We start from the raw sequence: 23054 nt of genomic DNA, 5'->3' as shown, positions 1-23054 counted from the left end.
TAAATCATCCGATGAGCGGTCATGTCGGCATCCTGGCATGCCGCCGGTCCGTCACCCACCGGCGGGCCGTCAGCGTGTCCCGGGAGCCAGGCCGGGAGCCCGCCGGGCCGGGAGCCGGGCCGGGAACCAGGCCGGGAGCCCGCCGGGCCGACCCCGACGGGCTCAGGCCGCCGCCTCGGCCTCCCGGGCGTTGGCCGGGACGCCGAGGTCGCGCAGCACCGCCTGCGCCGCCCGCCGCCCGGAGACCAGCGCGCCCTGCACGGTGCTGGTGTCCCGGTGGTCCCCGGCGACGTACAGCCCGGCCAGCACCCGCACCGGGCGCCTGGGATTGTGCGGCGGCGGCATCGCGGGCAGCGCGTCCGGGACGTGCCGCACGTTCAGGAACTGCCAGCCGGTGGTCGAGGCGCCGTACAGCTCGGCGAGCCGGGCCCGGACCGCCGGTTCCAGTCCGGCCGGGCCGCCCGCGTCGAAGGAGCGCCGCCCGAGCACGGTGGTGGCGATCAGCGCCTGTCCGGCGGGGGCGTAGGAGGGGTGCAGTTCGCTGAGCACCAGCGAGTGCGAGACCAGCGGCGGCTGCCCGCCGGGCCGGTCGCCGTCGAGCAGCAGGACGGCCTCGCCCAGTGGGGTGCGGTCGGCCGCGTGGTAGAAGGTCGTGACGGGGTGGAAGTCCGGCAGCCGTAGCCCGGGCAGCAGTTCGGCGGCGGAGCGGGCGTCGGTGGCGAGGACGACGGCCTGGGCGCCGATCCGCCCGTGGGCGGCGGTCTCCACGCCGTCGGCGGTGATCGAGGTGACCTGCACCCCGGTGCGTACGGTGCCGGCGGGCAGGGTGGTGGCCAGCTGGGCCGGCACGGCCGCGATCCCGCCGGCGGGCAGACAGAGTCGTCCGCGCGCGTAGGAGCGCAGGACCAGGTCGGCGATCCGGCTGCTGGTGCCGAGGGCGGGATCGCTGAGCAGCGCGCTGAGCAGTGGCCGCAGGAAGCCGTCGAGGGTGCGCGGGGCGAGCCCGTGGCCGGCCAGCGCGCGGGCGGTGGTGGTCTCCGGGCGGGCCTTGAGCCGGCTGGCGGGGGTGGTGGCGAGCCGGCCGAGCCAGCTGCCGAGCCGGGCCTTGTCCAGCGGGCTGCCGAGTGGGGCGCGGGTGGCGGCCTGCCGGGCGGTGGTGAGCTGCGGGTCCCCGGTGCGGTAGCGGCGGCCGCCGCTGTGCACGAGGACTCCGGCGGCGAGCGGGCGCAGGTCGAGGCGGTCGAGGTCGAGGACGCGGCGGAGTTCGGGGAAGGCGGTGTTCAGCAGGTGGCTGCCGTCGTCGAGCCGGAATCCGTCCAGTTCGCGGGTGGCCATCCGGCCGCCGATCCGGTCCGTGGCCTCAAGGATCTGCACGGTGAGGCCGCGGCCGGTGAGCGTGCGTGCGGCGGCCAGGCCGGCGAGTCCGGCGCCGATGACGATGACGTCAGGGTCGGACGGGCGGCGGGCGCGGCGGGTGAAGTCGTATGTGGGCACTGGCGTGCTCCCTCCCTGGTCCCGGGGCTCCGGCCGACGCAGGCAGCGGGGTGCCGGGACACGGTCCGACGGTGTGATGCCCAGTCAGTGTGAGCATCAGACAAGCGCATCGGGCCCGATCCAAGGGTCGAGAGGGGGCGTGCGGCACCGGGCGGGAGCGCGGTCACGGACAGTGCGCCGTTGGGGCCGGGTTCCGGGGTTGGCGGGCGCGCACGGTCACCGGGGGCGTGCGACGCGCCCGGTGTGTGCTCCCATGCGCCCCCTCCCGGAGCCCCGTCCGACCCCCACCCGATCTCCGCCCGGCATATGCCCCTGGCCAGGGCGAATGCCGTAGCCGCCGTACGCAGCGGGACGTGCCGGAGCCCCGCCGTGCAGCCCGTGCCGGAAACCCGCGGCGGACGGCAGGGTTCCGCGCCACCGGTCGCCCCCACCGCCACGCACGGCGCCACTTACAGCGCCGCGCGCACCGCCGCGTCCACGTCCGGGTGCGCGAAGCGGAAGCCCGCGTCCAGCAGCCGCCGCGGCACCACCCGGTGGCTGCCGACCACCTCGACCGCCAGCTCGCCGAGCACCACCTTGAGCACCGCCTCAGGCACCGGGAACGGAGTCGGCCGCCGGAGCACCCGCCCGAGCGCCGCCGTCAGCTCGGCGTTGGTGACGGGATCGGGCGCGGTGAGGTTGACGGCGCCGGAGAAGTCGTCCCGGTCGATCAGGAACCGCAGCGCGGCGACCTGGTCGGCCAGCGAGATGAAGCTCCAGTACTGCCGCCCGTCGCCGAGCCGCCCGCCCAGCCCCAGCTTGAACAGCGGGAACAGCCGCGCGCCGGCCCCGCCGGCCGCGGACAGCACCATCCCGGTGCGCGGGTGGACGACCCGGATGCCGGCGAGCTCGGCCGGCCGTGCGGCCGCCTCCCACTCCACGCAGACCTCGGCCAGGAAGTCGTCGCCGGCGGGGGAGTCCTCGTCGATCACCCGGTCGCCGGTCTGCCCGTACCAGCCGACGGCGGAGGCGCTGACCAGCACCCGGGGCGGCTCCTTGAGCGCGGCCAGTGCGACGGCCAGCGTCTCGGTGCCGAGTGCCCGGCTCTCCCGGATCTCCCGTTTGTAGGCGTCCGTCCAGCGGTGGTCGCCGACCCCGGCGCCGGCCAGGTGCACGACCGCCTCGACCCCGGCCAGCCCGTCCTGCTCGACCTGGCCGAGCAGCGGGTTCCAGCCGATGGCCGTGCTGCCGTCGGGCTGCGGGCCCGTCCTGGAGCGGCGCCGGACCAGCCGGACCACCTCGTGGCCGTCCGCCAGCAGGGAGCGGACGAGAGCCGAGCCGATCAATCCCGTGGAGCCTGTGACAGCGATGCGCATGCGTCCATCCTCCCAGTTCCCAAAGCCCTGTCATGTCGGCATGCGCCTCACTAGCATGACGCGCATGCACGAGGACGATCTGATCATCCGCCCAGCTCAGCCCGAGGACGAGGTCGAACTCGCCGTTCTCAACCGTGCCGCCTGGTCCCCGCTGGCCGACGTCTCCCCGCAGCCGCCCGAGGGGGACGGCGTCTTCGACGAACGGCACACCCCGGAGCAGTACCTGCTCGCCCTCCTGGACGGCCGGGTGGTCGGCTACGTCCGCCAGGTCCCGCCGACCCCGCTGGCCAGCAACCGGCACGTCCGGCAGATCCAGGGCCTGGTCGTCGACGGCACGGCCCGCGGCCGGGGTGTCGGCCGGCGCCTGGTCGAGGCGGCCTGCGAGGCCGCCCGGGCCGCGGGCGCGCGCAGGATGACCCTGCGGGTGCTCGGCTGGAACGCCCCGGCCCGCCGCCTCTACGAGGGCTGCGGCTTCGTCGTCGAGGGCTCGCTCGCGGAGGAGTTCCTGATCGACGGGTCGTACGTGGACGACGTCCTGATGGCCCGCAGCCTGGCGCACTGACAAGCCCGACCGGCCTTTCCGTCCGCCGAAACTGACGATCAGTCAGGTCGGCGGGCGGTGCAGAGTCGTGACCGATCCGCTCTGTCTGGACCAGCACCCCGCCGGGTACCGTACGGCCGTGAGCAACTCGACGCCCCCCGGGTGGTACCCGGTCCCCGGTGCGGACGGCACCCCCGGTCACGAGCGCTGGTGGGACGGCAACGCCTGGACCAGCGAGGTGCGCCCGCTCCAGGGCGGCGCCGGCCAACTCGCCGACGCCCCCACCCAGGGCTGGCAGCCCCCCGGCCGGCAGCCCGGGTACGGCTACGGCGGCCCGCAGGACGCCCCCGGCCACGGCTACCCGGGCAGCGCCCCCGCCCCGGGCTACGGCTACCCGGGCCAGGACGGCTACTACCCGGCCCAGGACGGCTACCCCGCCCAGGGCGCGGGCTACGGCTACCCGGCGCCGGGCTACCCGCCGCAGCAGCCGGCGCCCGGCCGGATGAGGCCCGGCCTGGTCGTCGGCATCGCGGTCGCCGTCCTGGCCGTGGGCGGGATCGTCGCCGGGATCGTGCTCAGCGGCGGCGGCTCCCCGCAGGCCGACCCGACCCCGAACCCGACGGTCACCATCACCCGGGGCGCCGGCCCCGCCCCGAGCCCCACGGCGGGCACGCCCGCCCCGACGCCCGCGCCCAAACCGGCGCCGACCGTCAGGAGCACCGTCCCGGACGCCCAGCACGCGATCACCGTCCCGGTGCTCGACGGCTGGGACGTGGCGCCCAACTCCCCGCACTCCACGGTCTACCTGGGCACCGGCCGCTACACCTGCCCGGACGGCAACTCCTGCATCCGCGGCCAGTTCTCGGTCGAGACCGACACCGTCCAGGGCGTCACCGCCAAGACGGCCGCCGAGGCCACCATGCCTGCGTACGCCGGCCAGATCTTCACCGGGATCAGCTCGCACACCGACTCCGGCTCCGGCTACACGACCGTCGCGGGTGTGTCCGGCTACGCCGTGCGCTGGCACATCCGCACCGCGGACGGCACCCAGGGCTACGTCCTGCTGGCCGCCGTCCCGGCCAAGGGCGGCGGCTTCGTGGTGTTCGAGGGCGGGGTGGACGACACCCCGAGCGCGCCGGACGCGTCCGTGCTGGACCAGATCCTCAAGGGCGTCAAGCAGGACGGCACGTCCGGCGGCGGCAGCACCGCCTGACGCGTCCGGCGCCGCTCACGCCGTGGGCGTGTCTGACGCGCCGTTCGGCCGGACAGAACCTGTGGCCTGCCCTAATCCCCGTAGCGCTCCCAGAGCTTGGGAAACCGTTTCGCCATGACGTCCGGGTCGTCGAAGTCCAGCGCGGCCCCGGCCGGTCGGCCGGACTGTCGCCCGCCCACCTCGGGCAGCGGCAGCCCGGTCAGCTGCTCGTACGCCTCGTCGGCGGCGTAGCCGAGGTCCTCGGCCTCGCCGTCCTCCTCCTCGTCGAACTCGGGCAGCAGGTCCGCCAGGTCGTCCGGCTCGAACAGAGCGCCCTCGAAGACGTCCCGGCCCTGGCCGATCAGCCAGCAGCGGAAGTAGTCGAAGGTGTCGTCGGAGGCGCCGTCCAGCAGCAGGTAGGCGGCGCCCCAGAGGTCGTGGCGGTAGGCCCGCTGGAACCGGGCCTCGAACAGCCGGGCGAAGTCGATGACGTCGTCCGGGGTCAGCTGGACCAGCCGTTCCACCAGCCGGTCGGCCTGCTCGTCCGGATCGCCGTCGGCGTCCTCCCGGGTCTCGTCGATCATCTGCCAGAAGTCGGTCTCGTCCATCACCGCTCCAGCATCCCCGTTCGCCAGCCCCCGCGCATGCCATGGCCCGGCGAAACGCTGGTGATGTTCGACGCAGCCGGGCGCGGGTCGGAGGCGGCCAGGCGCGGCCAGGAGCAGGCGGACGGCAGGCGGACACACCGGCAACGGCGGAGCCCCGCGCCGTCCAGGGACGACGCGGGGCTCCGTGCAGCCGAAACCGCGGACCGGCAGTGATGCCTTACAGGCCGAGCTCGACCTCGAACTCGCCGGCCTCCAGGATCTCCTTGACCGCGACCAGGTAGCGGGCGGCGTCGGCGCCGTCCACCAGGCGGTGGTCGTAGGAGAGCGACAGGTAGGTCATGTCGCGGATGCCGATGGCGGTGCCGCCGTCGGCCTCGATGACCACCGGGCGCTTGACGGTGGCGCCGATGCCCAGGATGGCGACCTGGTTCGGCGGCACGATCACGGTGTCGAACAGCGCACCGCGCGAGCCGGTGTTGCTGATGGTGAAGGTGGCGCCGGACAGCTCGTCCGGGGTGATCTTGCTGTCGCGGACCTTGGTGGCCAGCTCGGCGGTCTTCTTCGAGATGCCGGCGATGTTGAGGTCGCCCGCACCCTTGATGACCGGGGTCATCAGACCCTTCTCGGAGTCCACCGCGATACCGATGTTCTCGGTGTCGAAGTAGGTGATGGTGCCCTCGGCCTCGTTGATCCGGGCGTTGACGACCGCGTGGGTCTTCAGCGCCTGGGCGGCGGCCTTGACGAAGAACGGCATCGGGGACAGCTTGACGCCCTCGCGGGCGAGGAAGCCCTCCTTGGCCTTGCCGCGCAGCGACATGATCTTGGTGACGTCCACCTCGACCACGCTGGTCAGCTGGGCCTGCTCGTGCAGGGCCTTCAGCATGTTGTCGCCGATGACCTTGCGCATGCGGGTCATCTTGACCGTCTGGCCGCGCAGGGCGGACGGCGCGGCGGCGGCCTTCGGCGCAGCGGCCGGAGCGGCGGCGGCGACCGGGGCCGGGGCGGCCTTGGCGGCCTCCGCGGCGGCGACGACGTCCTGCTTGCGGATGCGGCCGCCGACGCCGGTACCGGCGACGGAGGACAGCTCGACACCGTGCTCGGCGGCGAGCTTGCGCACCAGCGGGGTGACGTAGGCGTCACCGGCGTCGGCCACCGGGGCAGCCGGCGCGGCCGGGGCGACGGGAGCCGGGGCGGCGACCGGAGCGGGCGCGGCCGGGGCCACCGGGGCCGGGGCGGCGGCGACCGGAGCCGGGGCAACCGGAGCCGGAGCAGCCGGAGCGACCGGGGCGGCCGGAGCGACGGGGGCCGGGGCAACCGGGGCCGGAGCCGGAGCGGCCACCGGGGCCGGGGCGGCGGCGACGGCACCCGCGGCACCGATCAGCGCGAGCTGGGCGCCGACCTCGGCGGTCTCGTCCTCGCCGACCAGGATCTTCACCACGACACCGGCGATCGGCGACGGGATCTCGGTGTCGACCTTGTCGGTGGAGACCTCGAGCAGCGGCTCGTCGACCTCGACCGTCTCACCCTCGGCCTTCAGCCAGCGGGTGACGGTGCCCTCGGTGACCGACTCGCCCAGTGCGGGCAGCAGGACGGGGGTGGCGTCGGCGGCCGGAGCGGCAGCCGGAGCCGCCGGGGCGGCAGCGGCGACCGGGGCGGGGGCGGCGGGCGCCTCCACGACCGGGGCCGGGGCGGCGACGGGCGCGGCCTCGGCGACCGGGGCCGCAGCGGCGACCGGGGCACCGGAGCCGTCGTCGATGATCGCCAGCTCGGCGCCGACGTCGACGGTCTCGTCCTCGCCGACCTTGATCGAGGCCAGGATGCCGGAGGCCGGCGACGGGATCTCGGTGTCGACCTTGTCGGTCGACACCTCGAGCAGCGGCTCGTCGACCTCGACACGCTCACCCTCGGCCTTCAGCCAACGGGTGACGGTGCCCTCGGAAACGCTCTCGCCCAGCGCGGGCAGTGTTACTGAGACCGCCATGGTTTCAGCGACTCCTATCAAGTCTTGCGTACTGGAAATGGGGGGTGGTGGCGTGATCAGTCGTGCGCGTGCAGCGGCTTGCCGGCCAGCGCCAGGTGCGCCTCGCCCAGGGCCTCGGACTGGGTCGGGTGCGCGTGGATGAGCTGCGCGACCTCGGCCGGCAGGGCCTCCCAGTTGTAGATCAGCTGAGCTTCGCCGACCTGCTCGCCCATGCGGGCGCCGACCATGTGGACGCCGACCACGGCGCCGTCCTTGACCTGGACGAGCTTGATCTCGCCGGCGGTCTTCAGGATCTTGCTCTTGCCGTTGCCGGCCAGGTTGTACTTGAGGGTGACGACCTTCTCCTTGCCGTACAGCTCGACGGCCTTGGCCTCGGAGATGCCGACGGAGGCCACCTCGGGGTTGGAGTAGGTCACGCGCGGGACGCCGTCGTAGTCGATCGGCACCGGCTTGAGGCCGGCCAGGCGCTCGGCGACCAGGATGCCCTCGGCGAAGCCGACGTGGGCCAGCTGCAGGGTCGGGGCGAGGTCGCCGACGGCCGAGATGGTGGGCACGTTGGTGCGCATGTACTCGTCGACCAGGACGTAGCCGCGGTCCATCGCGACGCCGTTCTCCTCGTAGCCGAGGCCGGACGAGACCGGGCCGCGGCCGATGGCGACGAGCAGCAGGTCGGCGTCGATCTGCTTGCCGTTCTCGGTGGAGACGCGGACACCGGCCTCGGTGTACTCGACGCCCGAGAAGCGGGCCTTCAGCTCGAACTTGATGCCGCGCTTGCGGAACGCGCGCTCCAGCAGCTTGGAGGAGTTCTCGTCCTCCAGCGGGACGAGGTGCGGCAGCGCCTCGACGATGGTGACCTCGACGCCGAAGGACTTCCAGACGGAGGCGAACTCGACGCCGATCACGCCGCCGCCGAGGATGACGGCCGACTTCGGGATGCGGTCGAGCTTGAGCGCGTGGTCCGAGGAGATCACGCGGTTGCCGTCGATCTCCAGGCCCGGGATCGAGCGCGGCACGGAGCCGGTGGCCAGGAGGATGTGGCGGCCCTCGATGCGCTGGCCGTTGACGTCCACCGAGGTCTGCGAGGAGAGCTTGCCCGCGCCCTGGATGAAGGTGACCTTGCGGGAGGCGACCAGGCCCTGGAGGCCCTTGTACAGGCCGGCGACGACGTCGTCCTTGTACTTGTGGACGCCGTTGATGTCGATGCCCTGGAAGGTGGCCAGAACGCCGAACTCGGCGGCCTCCTTCGTCTCGTCCGCGATCTCGGCGGCGTGCAGCAGAGCCTTGGTCGGGATGCAGCCGCGGTGCAGGCAGGTGCCACCCAGCTCCCCCTTCTCGACCAGGGCGACGCTCAGGCCCAGCTGAGCGGCGCGGAGCGCCGCGGCGTAACCGCCGCTTCCGCCTCCGAGAATGACTACGTCGAAAACGGTGCTGGCGTCGTTCGCCACGTCACGTCCTCCATGCAATGGGGTGGGTCGCCGGGCCGGTCGCGGTCCGGTGGGTCGGAAGCCTTTGTGAGGCGCCCAGTCGTGCCGGAAATACATCTTCGCACTTGTTCGCGGTGGCTGATGTCCGGGTCCACCCCAGGGGTGTCCCACAGAGCGGTCACCGGGGCGGGAATACCCCCGACGGAAGGGCATCATTGCAGCTCAACGCGGGGTTGACAGCCGCCGGACGGGCGTCGGGGCGGCCCTGCGGCGCCGCGTCTTCCGCAGGGTGGAACAAAGTTTCGCCCGCAGCGAACAGAGGTGCGGGGCGAGGTCCCGGCCTACTCGCAGGTAACCGGCGCCGGAACGTGACGGACCCGCGACGGGCCGACAGCGGACCCGCGCGCGAACCCACGGCGGACCCGCGCGCGAACGCCGACGGGGGCCCGGCGCACGCGCGCCGGACCCCCGTCGACTCGGGTGCCTGATCAGGCCTTGCCGCCCGCCGCGGTCTGCTCGGCGAACCGGACCAGGGTGCGCACCGCGCTCGCGGTGCCGCCCTTCGGGGTGTAGCCGAACGGAGCGCTCTCGTGGAACGCCGGGCCGGCGATGTCCAGGTGCGCCCAGTCGATGCCCTCGGCCACGAACTCCTTCAGGAACAGGCCGGCCACCAGGCCGCCGCCCATCCGCTCGCCCATGTTCGCCAGGTCGGCGATGGTCGACTCGGTCATGCCCTTGCGCAGCTCGGCCGGCAGCGGCATCGGCCAGGACTGCTCGCCGACCTCGCCCGAGACGGTGTGCAGGGTCGCGCGCAGCTCGTCGTTGTTGGACATCACGCCGAAGGTGCGGTTGCCCAGGGCCAGCACCATGGCGCCGGTCAGGGTCGCCACGTCGACGATGACGTCCGGGTTCTCCTCGCCGGCGCGCACGATCGCGTCGGCCAGCACCAGACGGCCCTCGGCGTCCGTGTTCAGCACCTCGACGGTCTTGCCGCCGTACATGCGCAGCACGTCGCCGGGGCGGGTGGCGGAGCCGGACGGCATGTTCTCGGCCAGCGCCAGCCAGCCGGTCACGTTGACGGCCAGGCCCAGGCGCTTGGCGGCCACCACGGCGGCGAACACGGCGGCGGCGCCGGCCATGTCGCACTTCATGGTCTCGTTGTGGCCGGCCGGCTTCAGCGAGATGCCGCCCGAGTCGTAGGTGATGCCCTTGCCGATGAAGGCCAGCGTGGCCTTCGCCTTCGGGTGGGTGTAGGCCACCTTCACCAGCCGCGGCGGGTTGGCCGAGCCGTTGCCGACGCCCAGCAGGCCGCCGAAGCCGCCCTTGAGCAGCGCCTTCTCGTCGAGCACCTCGACCTTGAGGCCGTGCTCCTTGCCGGCCGCCTGGGCGATCGCGGCGAAGCTCTTCGGGTTCAGGTCGTTCGGCGCGGTGTTGACCAGGTCACGGGCCCGGTTCATCTCCTCGCCGACCGCGGCGGCGCGCTCCACGGCCGCCTTGGCGTCCTTGCTGCCCTTGCGGGGGGCCAGCACGACCAGCTCGCCGACCGGCTCCTTGCCGCTGCCGTCGGCCTTGTAGGTGCCGAAGGCGTACGAGCCGAGCAGGCCGCCCAGCGCGACGGCCTCGACCTCGTCCGCGGACTCGGCCGGCAGGGCCAGCGCGGCCTTCTTGGCGCCGGCCAGGGTGCGGGCGGCGACACCAGCGGCGCGGCGCAGCGCCTCCAGCTGGTAGCCGGTCTCGGCGGCCTCGCCGAGGCCGACCGCGAGCACGAGCGCGGCCTTCAGGCCGGCGGGGGAGGGCACCTTGACGGCCTCGCCCTCGGCGCCGGTCGCGCCCAGGGTGCTGAGGACCTCGGTCAGCTTGCCCTCGAACGCCTCGTTCACGGCCTCGGAGCCGGGGGCCAGCACGATGCCCTTGGGGCCCTTGGCGACACCGACCACCAGGGCGTCCGCGCGCAGCGAGGCGGCGGAGGAGGTGCTCACAGACAATGCAGTCACGTAATGCGTCCTGTTCTTTCGCGGTCCACGGCCGGTTGCGGCGAGGCTGCCGCACCGGCGCAACCCGCCGTCGCAGGCCGGACCGCCCGGCACGCCCCGGGTCCGGGCCCCCTGGCGCGCGCACCCGCGCAGGTCGCGGCCACGCACACCAGAGGCCCCGGCTCCTCGGGTCAGGCCGGGCGGGCAGGACCTGCGACGGTGCAGGGCTGCGGTGCTCCCCGCATGGTAGTCCGCATGGTGGGATCACGCGCCGCCCGGTGTCAGCCGAGCAACGCCAGGGCGAACAGCGAAGCGGTCGCGGCGGTTTCCGCCATCGCGCCGAGCACGTCCCCGGTGATTCCGCCGAACCGCCGTACGCAGCGCCGGAGCAGCAGCTGGGCGCAGCCCACGCCGAGCACAACGGCCGTGGGGATGCGAAGGGTTGACGATCCGTCAAACAGTCCGAGGGCGGCCAGGGCGAGCGCCGCGGCGGCCGTCCCCGCGACCGCTCCGGCGGGTGCCACGGTGCCCGCCACCATCGCGCCCAGGCCGCCCGGCCGGGCGGCCGGCACCGACCGCAGGCAGCCCCAGGCGAGCGCGCACCGCGCGGTCACCGCCGACGCCAGCACCGCGAGCGCGCCGCGTGTGGTCGACTCGGCGAACTGTCCGGCCAGCGCCGCGATCTGGGCCAGCAGCACGAGAAGGAGGGTCAGGACGCCGAACGGGCCGATGTCGGACTGCTTCATGATGCGCAGCGCGTCCTCGGCCGGCTTCCCGCTGCCCAGGCCGTCGGCCACGTCCGCCAGACCGTCCAGGTGCAGCCCCCGGGTGAGCGCGGCCAGCACCCCCACCGCCGCCACCGCCCCGAGCAGCCCGCCGGCCCGCCAGGCCACCAGTGACCCCGCCCCGGCGGCCGCCGCGCCGAGCACCAGCCCCACCACCGGGGCCGCCGTCATCGCCCGCGCCGCCGCGGCCCGGTCCCACCGCTCCACCCGCACCCGCAGCACGGACAGCGTCCCGAACCCGAACCGGAGCCCCTCGGCCCAACTGGCGCCCTGCACGACGTGTTTCCCTCCGAACGGAAGCGCCCCGTCCGATGTGCCGGACGGGGCGCCCATGATCCTGGTGCCACAGGTTGCCGCGGGTTGCTACATCCGCCGCAGCAGGTCCGCCGCCGAGGGCAGCTTCGGCTGCTCCTTCGGCGCCGACGGCACGAACGGCCGCGGGGCCTCGTCCGCGAGCGCGTCGCCCGCGGCCTGGAGCAGCGGCAGGGCCAGCAGCGCGCCGAGGCCCTCGCCCATGGTGATCCCCTGGTCCTGCAGCGGCGTCAGGGTGAGCCGGTCGTAGGCCTTGGCCTGGGCGGGCTCGCCGCTGGACTGCCCGGCCCGCCACCACTCCGGCGCCCGGAAGGCGATCCGCTGCGCGACCAGCGCGCAGGCCGCCGAGACGACGCCGTCCAGCACCACCGGGAGCCGTCGCACCGCGGCCTGGAGCAGGAAGCCGGTGATCGCCGCGAAGTCGGCCCCGCCGGTGGCGCCGAGCAGCGCCAGCTGGTCGCCCAGGACGGGCCGGGCCCGCCGCAGGGAGTCGCGGATGGTGGCGCACTTGACCATCCAGACCCGGTCGTCGACGCCCGAGCCGCGCCCGGTGACGGCGGCCGCGTCCGTTCCGCACAGCGCGCCGACCAGGACGGCGGCGACGGTGGTGGCGCCGACGCCGAGGTCGCCGAGCAGCACCAGGTCGGTGCCGGCGTCGGCCTCCTCGTCGGCGACGGCCATGCCGGCCCGGAAGGCCCGCGCGGTCTCCGCGGGGGTGAGCGCGTCCTCGACGTCGATCCGGCCGGAGCCGCGCCGGATCCGGTGGGTGACCACGTCGTCCGGGAAGTCGGCGGGGTCGGCGTCCACCGCGACGTCGACGACCCGCACCTCGGCGCCGTAGCGCCGGGCCAGCCGGGTGACCGGCGCGGTGCCGTCCAGGACGGCGCGCACCCGCGCGGCGGTGCCGCCCTTGGCGGGCAGCCGGGACACCCCGAGCGCGGCCACGCCGTGGTCGGCGGCGAACAGCAGCACCTTGGGGGCCGACACCGGCCGCACGGGGGATCGCCCCTGTACGGACGACAGCCAGCTGCCCAGCTCCTCCAGCTTGCCGAGCCCGCCGCGCGGCCGGCCGGCCTCCTGCCAGCGTTCCTCGGCGGCCCGTCGGGCGCTCTCGTCGGGGCGCTCGACGAGCGAGGAGAACGTATCGAGATCCACGGTCGTGTCCATCGTCCGGAAGGCTACACGCCGCAGATGTTCAGGCGGCGGCTGGCTTGACGGTCAGAACCTGCCCGGCCACGACCAGCAGCACACGCTCGGAGGCGTCCGCCACGGCCATGTTCAGCCGGCCCAGGGTGTCGCGGAAGCGCCGGCCTGCGGCGGTCGCCGGGACGACGCCCATCCCGACCTCGTTGCTGACCGCGACGGCCGTGCGCCCGGTGGCCGCCCAGGCCCGCGCCAGGGCCTCGCAGCGCCGCTGGACGGCGGCCTCCCCACCCGCCGCCCAGACCGCGTCGTCCCAGGCGCCGCACTCGTCCATCACGGCGGTCAGCCACAGCGCCAGGCAGTCGACCAGCACCGGCGCCGGGTCGGTCCGGTCGGCCAGCACGGCCTCCAGGTCGCAGGTCTCGGCGGTGCGCCAGCTCGCCGGCCGCCGCTCGCGGTGCAGCGCGACCCGCTGGGCCCACTCGGCGTCGCCGTCCCGGGTGCCGCCGGTGGCCACGTACAGGACGTCCGGGTGGTCGGCGAGCAGCTGCTCGGCCCGGGTGGACTTGCCGGAGCGGGCGCCGCCGAGCAGCAGTGTGCGGGGGAGCGGGTGGTGGATCGCCATGCCGCCCATCCTGCCCGACCGGGCATCCGGAGCGTCCGGCCAGGCATACGGAAGATCGGGCCGGGCAGGCTAAGGTGCGCAGCACGCAGGCAGCGTCGTCGGTGGGAGGAGCCGGGCATGGTCTGGACGTGGCGGTACGAGAAGGCGGACGGCACCGCGGTGGTGCCGGAGGGCGCGCAGGAGGAGTTCGCGGGCCAGGGGGACGCCGAGACCTGGATCGGGGAGTCCTGGAAGCAGCTCGCCGAGGACGGCATCGACACGGCGGTCCTGCTGGACGACGACCGGGTGATCTACTCGATGAGCCTGCACGAGGCGTAACCGCCGTCGCGGGGCCGCTACTTGGCCCCGACCACGTGCAGCAGCGCGGCGACCTGCCGGTACGGGTCGGTGCGGCCGGCCCGGTCCTCGGCCTCCAGCAGCTGGGCCAGCTGCCGCCCGTCCACCGGCGGGGCCGCGTCGTCGGGCGCGTTGTCGGTGAAGACCCGTACGCCGTACCAGTGCTTCAGCGGCACCGACACCTCGGAGAGGGTGACGGTGAGGTCGGCGAGGCGGTCGGCGCGGGCGGCCAGCCCGAGCCGGTTGTAGTACCGGTCGCTCTCGAAGGCGTGCAGGGCGGCCCGCCAGTCCCCGGCGGCGGCGGGCCGCAGGGCGAGCGCGTCGCGGTTGCGGACCAGCAGCGAGAGCAGCCCGCCCGGGGCCAGCAGCCGGGCCAGCGAGGCGATCATCGGGTCGGGGGCGGGCAGGTACATCAGGACGCCGTGGCAGAGCACCACGTCGAAGCTGCGCGGGCCGAACCAGCGCCCGCACTGGTGGGCGTCGCCGCTGAGCAGTTGCAGCCGGCCGGCGACCTCCGGCGGTTCCTCGGCGAGCGCCCCCTGGGCGACGCCGAGCGCGACCGGGTCGGAGTCGATGCCGGTGACGTAGTGGCCGGCCCGGGCCAGGCGCAGCGCCTGGGTGCCCTGGCCGCAGCCGATGTCGAGGACGCGCTGCGCGGTGCGGCCGGCCAGTTGCTCGGCGAGCTGCCGGGAGACCAGCTCCTGGCGGACGAAGTTGCGCAGTCCGCCGAGCCGGTCCAGCCAGGCGCCGGTACCGCCGGCGAAGGAGCCGCTGCGCGAGGGCAGCCGGCGCTCCTGGCCGATCCGGTCGTGGCCGCCGTCCCCCTGCCCCGGCAACGCGTACAGGCCGGGCCCCTCCCAGGAAGGCGGGGCCCAGCCGGAGTCCACCGGTTCGGCGGTCAGGGCTTCTCCCCGCGCCGCACCTGCGGCTTGGGCAGTCGCAGCCGGCGCATCTGCAGGATGCGCATCAGGCCGTAGGCGACCGCGCCGCGGGTGTTCTGGCCGGCGAAGCGCTCGGCGAACTGCTTGCGCAGACCGAAGCCGAGGCGGACGAAGTCCAGGATCACCAGCACGAAGAACAGCAGGAACAGCAGCGTGGACAGCAGCTGGATGGCGGGCACCTTGATGATGCTCAGCACCAGGATGACCACGGCGGCGGGCAGGAAGAACTCGGCGAGCGACCAGCGGGCGTCCACGTAGTCACGGGCGAACTTGCGCACCGGGCCCTTGTCACGGGCCGGCAGGTGGCGCTCGTCGCCCTCCATCAGCGCGGTGCGCTGCTTCTCGCGCTCGGAGCGCATCCGCTCGCGGGCCTGGCGGGCGGCCTCCTTGCGGTCCTTGGGCACCGTCACCCGGGTACGCCGGTGGGCCTCGGCCTCACTGCGCTTGGGCGTTGGCCGACCCTTCTTGGCCTGGGGGTGGCGGGTCTCGTCCGGCTTCTCCAGCACGGTGGCGGAGGCGGCTGCATCATCTGAACGGCGTCGGAACACACCACCAGCGTACGGGGTGCCGGGCGGCTTCTCGGGGTCCCCTCGGACCCAAACGCGTATCGATCCGCGAGGTCGGCCGCCCGCCGGGGTTTCCCGGCCCCTTCCCGTAGGGGATCAATCGGATGGACTATGGAGGGGATGAGAGGCGGATCCACCCGGGGGAGGAGGAACTCCGCTGGTCGCTGTAGCAGTCTTGTAGCAGGCAGGTGCACTGCGGCGACGGGCTCGCTGCACATACACTCGTCGTGTCTGGTATCGAGATAGAGACCGCAGGCCGGAGAAGGGGGCACCCGAGGCCCATGAGCGACGGAATCATGAAGCGTATGGGGTTGATCTTCCGCTCCAAGGCGAACAAGGCCTTGGATCGGGCGGAGGATCCCCGAGAGACGCTCGACTACTCCTACCAGAAGCAGCTCGAACTGCTGCAGAAGGTACGGCGTGGCGTCGCGGACGTCGCGACCTCGCGCAAGCGCCTGGAACTCCAGCTGACCCAGCTCCAGCAGCAGTCGGCGAAGTACGAGGACCAGGGCCGCAAGGCGCTGTCCCTGGGCCGTGAGGACCTCGCGCGCGAGGCGCTGACCCGCCGGGCCAACATGCAGTCCCAGATCACCGACCTGGAGACGCAGTACCAGGCCCTCCAGGGCGAGGAGGAGAAGCTCACGCTCGCCTCCCAGCGGCTGCAGGCCAAGGTGGACGCCTTCCGCACCAAGAAGGAGACCATCAAGGCCACGTACACCGCCGCTCAGGCGCAGACCCGCATCGCCGAGTCCTTCTCCGGGATCTCGGAGGAGATGGGCGACGTCGGCCTGGCCATTCAGCGGGCCGAGGACAAGACGGCCCAGATGCAGGCCCGGGCCGGTGCGATCGACGAGCTGCTGGCGTCCGGTGCGCTCGATGACGCGAGCGGTCTCGGCCGCAAGGACGACATCGAGGCCGAGCTGGAGCGGGTGGCCGGCGGCACCGACGTCGAGCTGGAGCTGGCCCGGATGAAGGCCGAGCTGGGGGGCCCGTCCTCCGGTCCGGCCGCGATCGAGCAGGGCAAGCCGCAGCAGCCGCAGGCCCACCCCCAGCAGGACACCCCGCGCATCAACTACAACAAGTGATCTGAGCTCCATCCCACGAACCAGGGAGACGCACGGCATGATCATGAGGGTCATGGGTGAGGGGCAGTACGAGGTGGGCGAGGCCCATCTGAACCTGCTCAACGAGCTCGACGCCGAGCTCGTCACCGCAGTGGAGTCGGGGGACGAGGAGCACTTCCGTCGGGCCTACGGCAAGCTGCTGGACGCGGTGAAGCAGTTCGGCACCCCGGTGCCGCTGGATTCACTGGCGCCGTCCGAGCTGATCCTGCCGAGCGCCGAGGCGACGATCGACGAGGTCCGCGAGATGTTGATGGCCGACGGTGAGGGTGTGATCCCGGGCTACCCCGAGTAGCCGCCGCGGCCGGTGCCAGACGAAAGGGCGGGTCCCCTCCGGTGGGAGGGGACCCGCCCTTCGTCGTGTCGCCGTGTTCCGGCGGCCGGGTCGGGCCGGGCCGGCTACGGCAGGGCCAGCATCCGGTCCAGCGCCGCCTTGGCGTACTTCTCGGTCTCCGGGTCGACGGTGATCACGTTCGGCACCCGGCCCTCGACCAGCGACTCCAGCGCCCAGACGAGGTGCGGCAGGTCGATCCGGTTCATGGTGGAGCAGAAGCAGACCGTCCGGTCCAGGAAGACGATCTCCTTGTCCGGGTGGGCCTTGGCCAGGCGGCGGACCAGGTTCAGCTCGGTGCCGATGGCCCACTTGGAGCCGGGCTCGGCGGCGTCCAGCGCCTTGATGATGTACTCGGTCGAGCCCACCATGTCGGCGGCCGAGACGACCTCGTGCTTGCACTCGGGGTGCACCAGCACGGTGACGCCGGGGATCCGCGCGCGCACGTCGTTCACCGAGTCCACGCTGAACCGGCCGTGCACCGAGCAGTGGCCGCGCCACAGGATCATCTTGGCGTCCCGCAGCTGCTCGGCGGTCAGGCCGCCGTTCGGCTTGTGCGGGTTGTACAGGACGCAGTCGTCCAGCGAGAGGCCCAGATCGCGCACCGCGGTGTTGCGGCCGAGGTGCTGGTCGGGCAGGAACAGCACCTTCTGGCCCTGCTCGAAGGCCCACTCCAGGGCGCGCTCGGCGTTGGAGGAGGTGCAGATGGTGCCGCCGTGCTTGCCGGTGAAGGCCTTGATGTCGGCGGAGGAGTTCATGTAGGAGACCGGGACGGTGACGTCGGCTATGCCGGCGTCGGTCAGCACGTCCCAGCACTCGGCGACCTGCTCGGCGGTGGCCATGTCGGCCATCGAACAGCCGGCCGCGAGGTCCGGGAGGACGACCTGCTGGGCGTCACCGGTCAGGATGTCGGCGGACTCGGCCATGAAGTGCACGCCGCAGAAGACGATGTACTCGGCCTCCGGGCGGGCCGCGGCGTCGCGCGCGAGCTTGAAGGAGTCACCGGTGACGTCGGCGAACTCGATCACCTCGTCGCGCTGGTAGTGGTGTCCGAGGATGAAGACCCGGTCACCGAGCGCGGCCTTGGCGGCGCGGGCGCGCTCGACGAGGTTCGGGTCGGAGGCCGGGGGGAGGTCGCCGGGGCACTCGACGCCGCGCTCGCTGTTCGGGTCGGCCTCGCGGCCGAGCAGCAGCAGAGCGAGCGGCGTCGGAGTGGGGTCGACGCCGTGGGTCTCGGTGATGGTGGTGGTCACGGGCGGGTGCCCTTCTGTGCGGCCGATCAAGCCTGAAGCCTTTTCGTCTATCTGACGCTATCTATGATAACCGGTTAGCGTCAGAGTGACGATGGCCATCCTGTCGATGTGACGAGAACCGCTCGCCGAATCGGACCCCCGGCGGAGCCGGATGACCGTTTTGGGGTGGTCCTCGCGTGGCCGAATCGATATCCGGCCGGGCCCGGGTATGGCTGAGGCCATGAAGGCAATCGCGATCAACCGCTACGGCGGCCCCGAAGTCGTCGAGTACACCGACCTGCCCGACCCCAAGGTCGGCCCGGACTCGGTCCTGGTGCAGATGCGGGCGGCCGGGGTGAACCCGGTGGACTGGAAGATCCGGGACGGCGCCCTGGACGGCCTGCTGGACGTGCACTTCCCGCTCGTCATGGGCTGGGACCTGGCCGGCGTGGTCCGCGCCGTCGGCGGCGGCGTCACCGAGTTCGCGCCCGGCGACGAGGTCTACGGCTACGTCCGCAAGGACACCGTCGAGCACGGCACCTACGCCGAACTCGTCTCCGCCCCGGTCCGCACCCTCGCCCGCAAGCCGGCCGCACTGGACTGGGCCCAGGCCGGCGGCCTGCCGCTGGCCGGGCTCACCGCGCTGCAGAGCCTCAAGGCGCTGCGGCTGCGGGCGGGGGAGACCCTGCTGGTGCACGCCGCGGCCGGTGGGGTCGGGCACCTGGCCGTCCAGATCGCCCGGGCCCTCGGCGCCCGGGTGATCGGCACCGCGGGCGAGCGCAACCACGACTACCTGCGCGGCCTCGGCGCCGAGCCGGTGCTCTACGGCGAGGGCCTGGCCGACCGGGTCCGGGCGCTCGCCCCGGGCGGGGTCGACGCGGCCCTCGACCTGGTCGGCCACGGCGCCGTCCCGCTCTCGGCGAGCCTGGTGGCGGACCAGAGCCGGATCGCCTCGATCACCGACTTCGGGGTGAAGGCCCTCGGCGGCCACTACGTCTGGGTCCGCCCGGACGCCGCGGACCTCGCCGAACTGGCCGCGCTGGCCGACGACGGCCGGCTGACCGTCACCGTCGCCTCCACCTTCCCGCTCGCCCAGGCGGCCTCCGCCCAGGCGCTCAGCGCCGAGGGCCGCACCCGGGGCAAGATCGTCCTGCTGGCCGACTGACGGCGGACCGGCTGCCGACCGGCGGCGGACCACCGGCCGTCATCTGCGAGCGGTGAACTCGCTCCTGACATCCGCCAGAATGGTTGGCGAACCGTTTCGGCAGCCGCCCCTACCGCCCTCCGTCCGAGGGCCGCCGCCCGAGGCCGCAACCGACCCGTACGACCCGTGGAGCCCCGCACCGATGACCAGCAGCCGAGCGCACGAGGTGGTCGGGGCCGACCTGGACGAGACCGACCGGCTCCTGCTCGCCCGGCTCGGCCGCGACGGCCGCGCCTCGTACGCCGAGATCGGCCTCCAGGTCAACCTCTCCGCCACCGCCGTGCGCCGCCGGATCGACCGGCTGCGGGCGCGCGGCGTGGTGCGGGGCTTCACCGTGGTGCTCGACCCGTCGGTGCTCGGCTGGCAGACCGAGGCCTTCGTCGAGGTCTACTGCCGCGAGCGGACCGCCCCCGAGGAGATCCTCGCCAGCCTGCGCCAGTTCCCCGAGGTGATCGCCGCCTGGACGGTCACCGGAGACCCGGACGCCCTGGTCCACCTGCGCGCCGCCGACATGCGCCACCTGGAGGCCGTCATCGAGCGCATCCGCCGCGAGCCCGGCGTCCAGCGCAGCCGCTCCTCGGTCGTCCTCTCCCAGCTCATCGGTTGAGGCGCGCCCCGTCCGGCCCCCTCCGGCCGGTGCGCAGGAATCCTGCGCGGACCGGCCCGAAGACGCCCGAAAGCTGCCTGACCAGCCGGGTTCCGACGCGCGGCGAACCCCTCCCGCTGCCTACGCTGATCACGTCCGGTCCACGCGGTGAACCGCCCCGCCGACCGGGCATCCCCCGACATCCCACAGCCGAGAGGGACAGCCGTGTCCGCAGCCCCCGACCGCATGCACCGGCCCGACAACGAACTGGTCGACCTGGTTTTCGACTACATGCGGGACCGGCTGCAGTACGACCCCGTCCCGCTCGACCACCCCGGTGACGGCGAGCACCTGCGCGCCCAGCTGGCCGGTCTGCTGAACGCGGACGGCAACGCCCCCGCCGACGTGCTCAAGCTCTACGACCACGAGCTGTCCCGCGCGGTGATCTCCGCCGACAGCCCGCGCTACCTGTCGTTCATCCCGTGCGCCCCGACCAAGGCCGCGCTGCTCTTCGACATGGTGGTCTCCTGCGCGTCCCTGCAAGGCATCTCCTGGCTGGAGGCGGCCGGCGCGATCGCCGCCGAGAACCAGGTGCTGCGCCTGATCGCCGACCGCGCCGGCCTGCCCGCCTCGGCCGGCGGCACCTTCGTCTCCGGCGGCTCCGCGGGCAACCTCTCCGCCCTCGTCGTCGCCCGCGACACCGCCCGCCGCAAGCTGGGCGTCGGGCCGGAGGCGCGGCTGCGGATCGCCGTCGCCGACCAGGTCCACTCCTCGGTCAAGAACACCTTCAACATCATCGGCGTCGAGGCCTTCAAGGTCCCCACCGTGAACCGCCGGTTCACCGGCGAGGCGCTGCGCGCCGCGCTGGCCGCCGACCCGAACCCGGAGACCGTCATCGCGGTCGTGGGCACGGCCGGGACGACCAACGAGGGCATCGTCGACGACCTCAAGGGCCTGGCCGAGGTCGCCCGCGAGCGGGACCTGTGGTTCCACGTCGACGGCGCCTACGGCGGCGCGGGCCTGTTCGCCCCCTCGGTGCGCGAGCGCTACAACGGCATCGAGCACGCCGACTCCTTCGTCGTCGACCCGCACAAGTGGCTGTTCGCCCCCTTCGACTGCGCCGCGCTGATCTACCGCAACCCGCAGCTCGCCCGGGCCGTGCACACCCAGGACGCCTCCTACCTCGACGTCCTGCACACCGAGGGCGACGAGTGGAACCCCACCGACTACGCCTACCACCTCACCCGGCGCGCCCGCGGCCTGCCGCTGTGGTTCTCCCTCGCCGTCCACGGCACCCAGGCCTACACCGACGCCATCGAGGCCGGCCTCACGCTCGCCCGGGACACCGCCCAGCTCATCCGCGACACCGACCACCTGGAGCTGCTGTTCGACCCGCAGCTCTCGGCCGTCTGCTTCAAGCGCAAGGGCTGGACCAACGAGGACTACTACCGCTGGTCGCAGCAGCTGCTCGCGGACCAGATCGGCTTCGTCACCCCCACCGGTTGGGACGGCGAGACGGTCGCCCGCTTCGCCTTCCTGCACCCGGGCACGACGATGGACATGGTCCGGGAGATCCTGGACACCATGGCCTGATCGGCCCCCGGTGACCCGTGGCCCCCGTCGGAGCAGGCAGCCGGCGGGGGCCACGTCGTCCCGTCGTCCGATCGTCCCGTCGTCCCGTCGTTCACAGGAAGGCGCCGCTCGGCAGGTACGGCGCCGGCGGCCGCATCCCGCGCAGCCCGACGAAGCCCCGGCTCTGCGGGGTCAGCCCCACCTCCAGGCCGACGTCCAGCGCCCACTCCTGCTCGGCGGTCAGGAACTCCACCCGCGCCTCGACCCCGTCCGGCACCCGGGCCAGCGCCTCGCGCAGCAGCCGGGCGGCGATCCGCTTGGTGGTGGCCGCCAGCAGCTTCACCTCGCCGCCGTCCCGGTAGCAGTAGCCGCTGCCGGCCAGCGCGTCGGCGATCAGCAGTTCCTCGAAGTGGCCCAGCATCAGCTCGTGGTCCGGGCCGTGCGCGGACCCGCGCAGCCGCCGGTCCACCGAGTCCAGCAGGTACCGGTGGACGGCGCCGCCCCGGTGCACCGGGATGTCCCCCGGGTCGAGCAGCCCGGCCCGGTCCACCCGCCCGGTCAGCCGCATCGCCGGGTGCAGGGTGAACCCGGCCAGCCGGTAGCGGCGGACCGCCGCCGGGGACGCCGACGCGCAGACCATCCCGCGCAGGCAGCCCCGCGAGTGCGCCGCCGCCCGTTCCAGCAGCAGCCGCCCGACGCCCTTGCCCTGCGCCTGCGGCCGGACCGCGAACAGGGACGGCGCCCACAGGCCCTCCCGGCGCATCGACAGCACCGCGCCGACCGGCTCCCCGCCGCTCTCCGCCAGCCAGCAGCCCTCCGGATCGGTGCGCGCCAGATGTCTCGTCCGGGCCAGCTGCAACGGGGTCGGCACGGCCGCCGGACCGGGCAGGGCCGGATCGGCGAACGCGGCGAGGGAGAGCTCCTGGACGGCCTCCGCGTCTGCGGCGGTGTCCCTGACCTGGCGCAGGATCATGGCCACCATCCTGGCGTCCGCCGGCCCGGCCCGGGGCCGGTTCCCCGGATTCCGCGGCTCGGGCGGTGACCCGCCCTCCCGGGTTGTGCGAGCATGGGGAGCGTAGGGGACACGGGTGGCACACCCGGCCCACGGAAATTCCGCCACCAGCAAGCCGACGAAGACAATCGCCGTTCGGGAAATGAATCCGGACGGCCGTTGGTTGGCACTGGGGGCAAACCGTCGTCAAAGACCGGGAGAAAGCAGATGACCGTCCAGGACGAGACCACCGTCGAGAGTGGCATCCTCCTTACCGATGCCGCCGCGGCCAAGGTCAAGGGCCTGCTGGAGCAGGAGGGCCGCGACGACCTCGCACTTCGCGTCGCCGTCCAGCCCGGTGGCTGCTCCGGCCTGCGTTACCAGCTGTTCTTCGACGAGCGCTCGCTCGACGGCGACGTGCTCAAGGACTTCGACGGTGTCAAGGTCGTCACCGACCGGATGAGCGCCCCGTACCTGGGCGGCGCCACCGTCGACTTCGTCGACACCATCGAGAAGCAGGGCTTCACGATCGACAACCCGAACGCCACCGGCTCCTGCGCCTGCGGCGACTCGTTCAGCTAGGCCTGAGCAGCACCGCTCGACGCTCGTTCGAGCCGCGGTACGGAGGCGGCCCCGGGGATCATCCCCGGGGCCAGCGCACCCAGAACAACAAAAATAACGTCGAGTTGTTCGACGAGCTCGCAATCCCCGGGGGCGCCCGCAATCTGGGCCTGATCCACC

General features: G+C 73.5%; 22 protein-coding genes. 9 read left to right on the top strand and 13 right to left on the bottom strand.

All coding sequences use genetic code 11. The annotated features are described in order from the left end of the window. Positions 1-162: 162 nt before the first annotated feature. Together ACFWPT_RS14715 and ACFWPT_RS14710 are read right to left on the bottom strand one after the other, a co-directional pair. Positions 163-1494 (bottom strand): NAD(P)/FAD-dependent oxidoreductase, encoded by a 1332-nt coding sequence (locus ACFWPT_RS14715; protein WP_380482044.1) that lies wholly within the window; start codon positions 1492-1494, stop codon positions 163-165. A gap of 449 nt (positions 1495-1943) precedes the next feature. Further along, positions 1944-2849 (bottom strand): TIGR01777 family oxidoreductase, encoded by a 906-nt coding sequence (locus tag ACFWPT_RS14710; protein WP_380482042.1) that lies wholly within the window; start codon positions 2847-2849, stop codon positions 1944-1946. Between the two features lie 55 nt (positions 2850-2904). Here ACFWPT_RS14710 and ACFWPT_RS14705 point away from each other — a divergent pair, with 55 nt between their 5' ends. Continuing rightward, positions 2905-3411 (top strand): GNAT family N-acetyltransferase, encoded by a 507-nt coding sequence (locus tag ACFWPT_RS14705; protein ID WP_380374666.1) that lies wholly within the window; start codon positions 2905-2907, stop codon positions 3409-3411. Positions 3412-3529: 118 nt separating this feature from the next. After that, complete coding sequence (locus ACFWPT_RS14700; protein WP_380482040.1) at positions 3530-4603, top strand: DUF2510 domain-containing protein; 1074 nt, start codon at positions 3530-3532, stop codon at positions 4601-4603. A 71-nt stretch (positions 4604-4674) separates the two neighbouring features. On the opposite strand, the gene ACFWPT_RS14695 is transcribed toward ACFWPT_RS14700, so the two are convergent. The 7 genes from ACFWPT_RS14695 to cobU all read right to left on the bottom strand — a co-directional run bounded on the left by ACFWPT_RS14695 (position 4675) and on the right by cobU (position 13433). Next, the gene (locus ACFWPT_RS14695; protein WP_350885237.1) at positions 4675-5190 is read right to left on the bottom strand and encodes a DUF4240 domain-containing protein; all 516 of its coding nucleotides are present in this window, start codon (positions 5188-5190) and stop codon (positions 4675-4677) included. Positions 5191-5407: 217 nt separating this feature from the next. Continuing rightward, the gene (gene sucB, locus ACFWPT_RS14690; protein ID WP_380482038.1) at positions 5408-7171 is read right to left on the bottom strand and encodes a 2-oxoglutarate dehydrogenase, E2 component, dihydrolipoamide succinyltransferase; all 1764 of its coding nucleotides are present in this window, start codon (positions 7169-7171) and stop codon (positions 5408-5410) included. Between the two features lie 56 nt (positions 7172-7227). Beyond that, positions 7228-8616: a dihydrolipoyl dehydrogenase gene (gene lpdA / locus ACFWPT_RS14685; RefSeq protein WP_063347308.1), complete on the bottom strand. Its 1389-nt coding sequence runs from the start codon at positions 8614-8616 to the stop codon at positions 7228-7230. A 467-nt stretch (positions 8617-9083) separates the two neighbouring features. Next, on the bottom strand, positions 9084-10589 hold the full coding sequence (locus ACFWPT_RS14680) for a leucyl aminopeptidase (protein ID WP_380482035.1): 1506 nt from the start codon (positions 10587-10589) through the stop codon (positions 9084-9086). Positions 10590-10849: 260 nt separating this feature from the next. After that, the gene (locus tag ACFWPT_RS14675) at positions 10850-11629 is read right to left on the bottom strand and encodes an adenosylcobinamide-GDP ribazoletransferase (protein ID WP_380482033.1); all 780 of its coding nucleotides are present in this window, start codon (positions 11627-11629) and stop codon (positions 10850-10852) included. Positions 11630-11716: 87 nt separating this feature from the next. Then, entirely contained in the window at positions 11717-12832 is a 1116-nt protein-coding gene (locus ACFWPT_RS14670) for a nicotinate-nucleotide--dimethylbenzimidazole phosphoribosyltransferase (protein WP_380374675.1), read from the bottom strand. A 28-nt stretch (positions 12833-12860) separates the two neighbouring features. After that, a complete protein-coding gene (gene cobU / locus ACFWPT_RS14665) occupies positions 12861-13433 on the bottom strand; it encodes a bifunctional adenosylcobinamide kinase/adenosylcobinamide-phosphate guanylyltransferase (protein WP_380374677.1) in 573 nt (190 codons plus the stop codon). Positions 13434-13550: 117 nt separating this feature from the next. Here cobU and ACFWPT_RS14660 point away from each other — a divergent pair, with 117 nt between their 5' ends. Next, positions 13551-13751, top strand: coding sequence for a hypothetical protein (locus ACFWPT_RS14660; RefSeq protein ID WP_350886321.1), 201 nt, complete (start codon positions 13551-13553; stop codon positions 13749-13751). A gap of 17 nt (positions 13752-13768) precedes the next feature. Here the strand turns inward: ACFWPT_RS14660 and ACFWPT_RS14655 are convergent, their stop codons facing one another. Together ACFWPT_RS14655 and ACFWPT_RS14650 are read right to left on the bottom strand one after the other, a co-directional pair. Further along, a complete protein-coding gene (locus tag ACFWPT_RS14655; protein WP_107453016.1) occupies positions 13769-14509 on the bottom strand; it encodes a class I SAM-dependent methyltransferase in 741 nt (246 codons plus the stop codon). Positions 14510-14667: 158 nt separating this feature from the next. After that, entirely contained in the window at positions 14668-15258 is a 591-nt protein-coding gene (locus ACFWPT_RS14650) for a DUF3043 domain-containing protein (RefSeq protein ID WP_363372077.1), read from the bottom strand. A 299-nt stretch (positions 15259-15557) separates the two neighbouring features. Between ACFWPT_RS14650 and ACFWPT_RS14645 the strand changes: the two genes are divergently transcribed. Next, the gene (locus tag ACFWPT_RS14645) at positions 15558-16361 is read left to right on the top strand and encodes a PspA/IM30 family protein (RefSeq protein WP_079135541.1); all 804 of its coding nucleotides are present in this window, start codon (positions 15558-15560) and stop codon (positions 16359-16361) included. 37 nt (positions 16362-16398) lie between these two features. Continuing rightward, entirely contained in the window at positions 16399-16692 is a 294-nt protein-coding gene (locus ACFWPT_RS14640; RefSeq protein ID WP_380482031.1) for a hypothetical protein, read from the top strand. Between the two features lie 104 nt (positions 16693-16796). Here ACFWPT_RS14640 and nadA read toward each other — a convergent pair whose 3' ends face one another. Beyond that, positions 16797-17969, bottom strand: coding sequence for a quinolinate synthase NadA (gene nadA, locus ACFWPT_RS14635; protein WP_063351058.1), 1173 nt, complete (start codon positions 17967-17969; stop codon positions 16797-16799). A 232-nt stretch (positions 17970-18201) separates the two neighbouring features. Here nadA and ACFWPT_RS14630 point away from each other — a divergent pair, with 232 nt between their 5' ends. From ACFWPT_RS14630 to ACFWPT_RS14620, 3 genes are all read left to right on the top strand, one after another. Further along, the gene (locus tag ACFWPT_RS14630) at positions 18202-19125 is read left to right on the top strand and encodes an NADP-dependent oxidoreductase (protein ID WP_063347299.1); all 924 of its coding nucleotides are present in this window, start codon (positions 18202-18204) and stop codon (positions 19123-19125) included. Between the two features lie 181 nt (positions 19126-19306). After that, positions 19307-19771 carry an Lrp/AsnC family transcriptional regulator gene (locus ACFWPT_RS14625; RefSeq protein ID WP_063347298.1) on the top strand — a complete coding sequence of 155 codons (465 nt, stop codon included), beginning with the start codon at positions 19307-19309 and terminating at the stop codon, positions 19769-19771. Positions 19772-19975: 204 nt separating this feature from the next. Continuing rightward, the gene (locus ACFWPT_RS14620; RefSeq protein WP_244293334.1) at positions 19976-21343 is read left to right on the top strand and encodes a pyridoxal-dependent decarboxylase; all 1368 of its coding nucleotides are present in this window, start codon (positions 19976-19978) and stop codon (positions 21341-21343) included. Between the two features lie 91 nt (positions 21344-21434). On the opposite strand, the gene ACFWPT_RS14615 is transcribed toward ACFWPT_RS14620, so the two are convergent. Next, positions 21435-22295, bottom strand: coding sequence for a GNAT family N-acetyltransferase (locus ACFWPT_RS14615; RefSeq protein ID WP_380482029.1), 861 nt, complete (start codon positions 22293-22295; stop codon positions 21435-21437). 246 nt (positions 22296-22541) lie between these two features. Between ACFWPT_RS14615 and erpA the strand changes: the two genes are divergently transcribed. After that, entirely contained in the window at positions 22542-22895 is a 354-nt protein-coding gene (erpA, locus tag ACFWPT_RS14610) for an iron-sulfur cluster insertion protein ErpA (RefSeq protein ID WP_030391519.1), read from the top strand. Positions 22896-23054: the final 159 nt, after the last annotated feature.

This window comes from Kitasatospora sp. NPDC058478 (genome assembly GCF_042720345.1).
Taxonomy (GTDB): domain Bacteria; phylum Actinomycetota; class Actinomycetes; order Streptomycetales; family Streptomycetaceae; genus Kitasatospora.
The sequence above is the reverse complement of the archived record's forward strand: the minus strand, read 5'-3'. Positions and strand labels throughout refer to the sequence as shown.

Excerpts from the sequence above, each read along its gene's own strand:
- ACFWPT_RS14625 (WP_063347298.1), top strand. The coding sequence starts at position 19,307 with ATGACCAGCAGCCGAGCGCACGAGGTGGTCGGGGCCGACCTGGACGAG.
- ACFWPT_RS14670 (WP_380374675.1), bottom strand. The coding sequence starts at position 12,832 with ATGGACACGACCGTGGATCTCGATACGTTCTCCTCGCTCGTCGAGCGC.
- ACFWPT_RS14615 (WP_380482029.1), bottom strand. The coding sequence starts at position 22,295 with ATGATCCTGCGCCAGGTCAGGGACACCGCCGCAGACGCGGAGGCCGTC.
- sucB (WP_380482038.1), bottom strand. The coding sequence starts at position 7,171 with ATGGCGGTCTCAGTAACACTGCCCGCGCTGGGCGAGAGCGTTTCCGAG.
- ACFWPT_RS14695 (WP_350885237.1), bottom strand. The coding sequence starts at position 5,190 with ATGGACGAGACCGACTTCTGGCAGATGATCGACGAGACCCGGGAGGAC.
- cobU (WP_380374677.1), bottom strand. The coding sequence starts at position 13,433 with ATGGCGATCCACCACCCGCTCCCCCGCACACTGCTGCTCGGCGGCGCC.
- ACFWPT_RS14640 (WP_380482031.1), top strand. The coding sequence starts at position 16,399 with ATGATCATGAGGGTCATGGGTGAGGGGCAGTACGAGGTGGGCGAGGCC.
- erpA (WP_030391519.1), top strand. The coding sequence starts at position 22,542 with ATGACCGTCCAGGACGAGACCACCGTCGAGAGTGGCATCCTCCTTACC.
- ACFWPT_RS14705 (WP_380374666.1), top strand. The coding sequence starts at position 2,905 with ATGACGCGCATGCACGAGGACGATCTGATCATCCGCCCAGCTCAGCCC.
- ACFWPT_RS14630 (WP_063347299.1), top strand. The coding sequence starts at position 18,202 with ATGAAGGCAATCGCGATCAACCGCTACGGCGGCCCCGAAGTCGTCGAG.
- ACFWPT_RS14710 (WP_380482042.1), bottom strand. The coding sequence starts at position 2,849 with ATGCGCATCGCTGTCACAGGCTCCACGGGATTGATCGGCTCGGCTCTC.
- ACFWPT_RS14645 (WP_079135541.1), top strand. The coding sequence starts at position 15,558 with ATGAGCGACGGAATCATGAAGCGTATGGGGTTGATCTTCCGCTCCAAG.
- ACFWPT_RS14660 (WP_350886321.1), top strand. The coding sequence starts at position 13,551 with ATGGTCTGGACGTGGCGGTACGAGAAGGCGGACGGCACCGCGGTGGTG.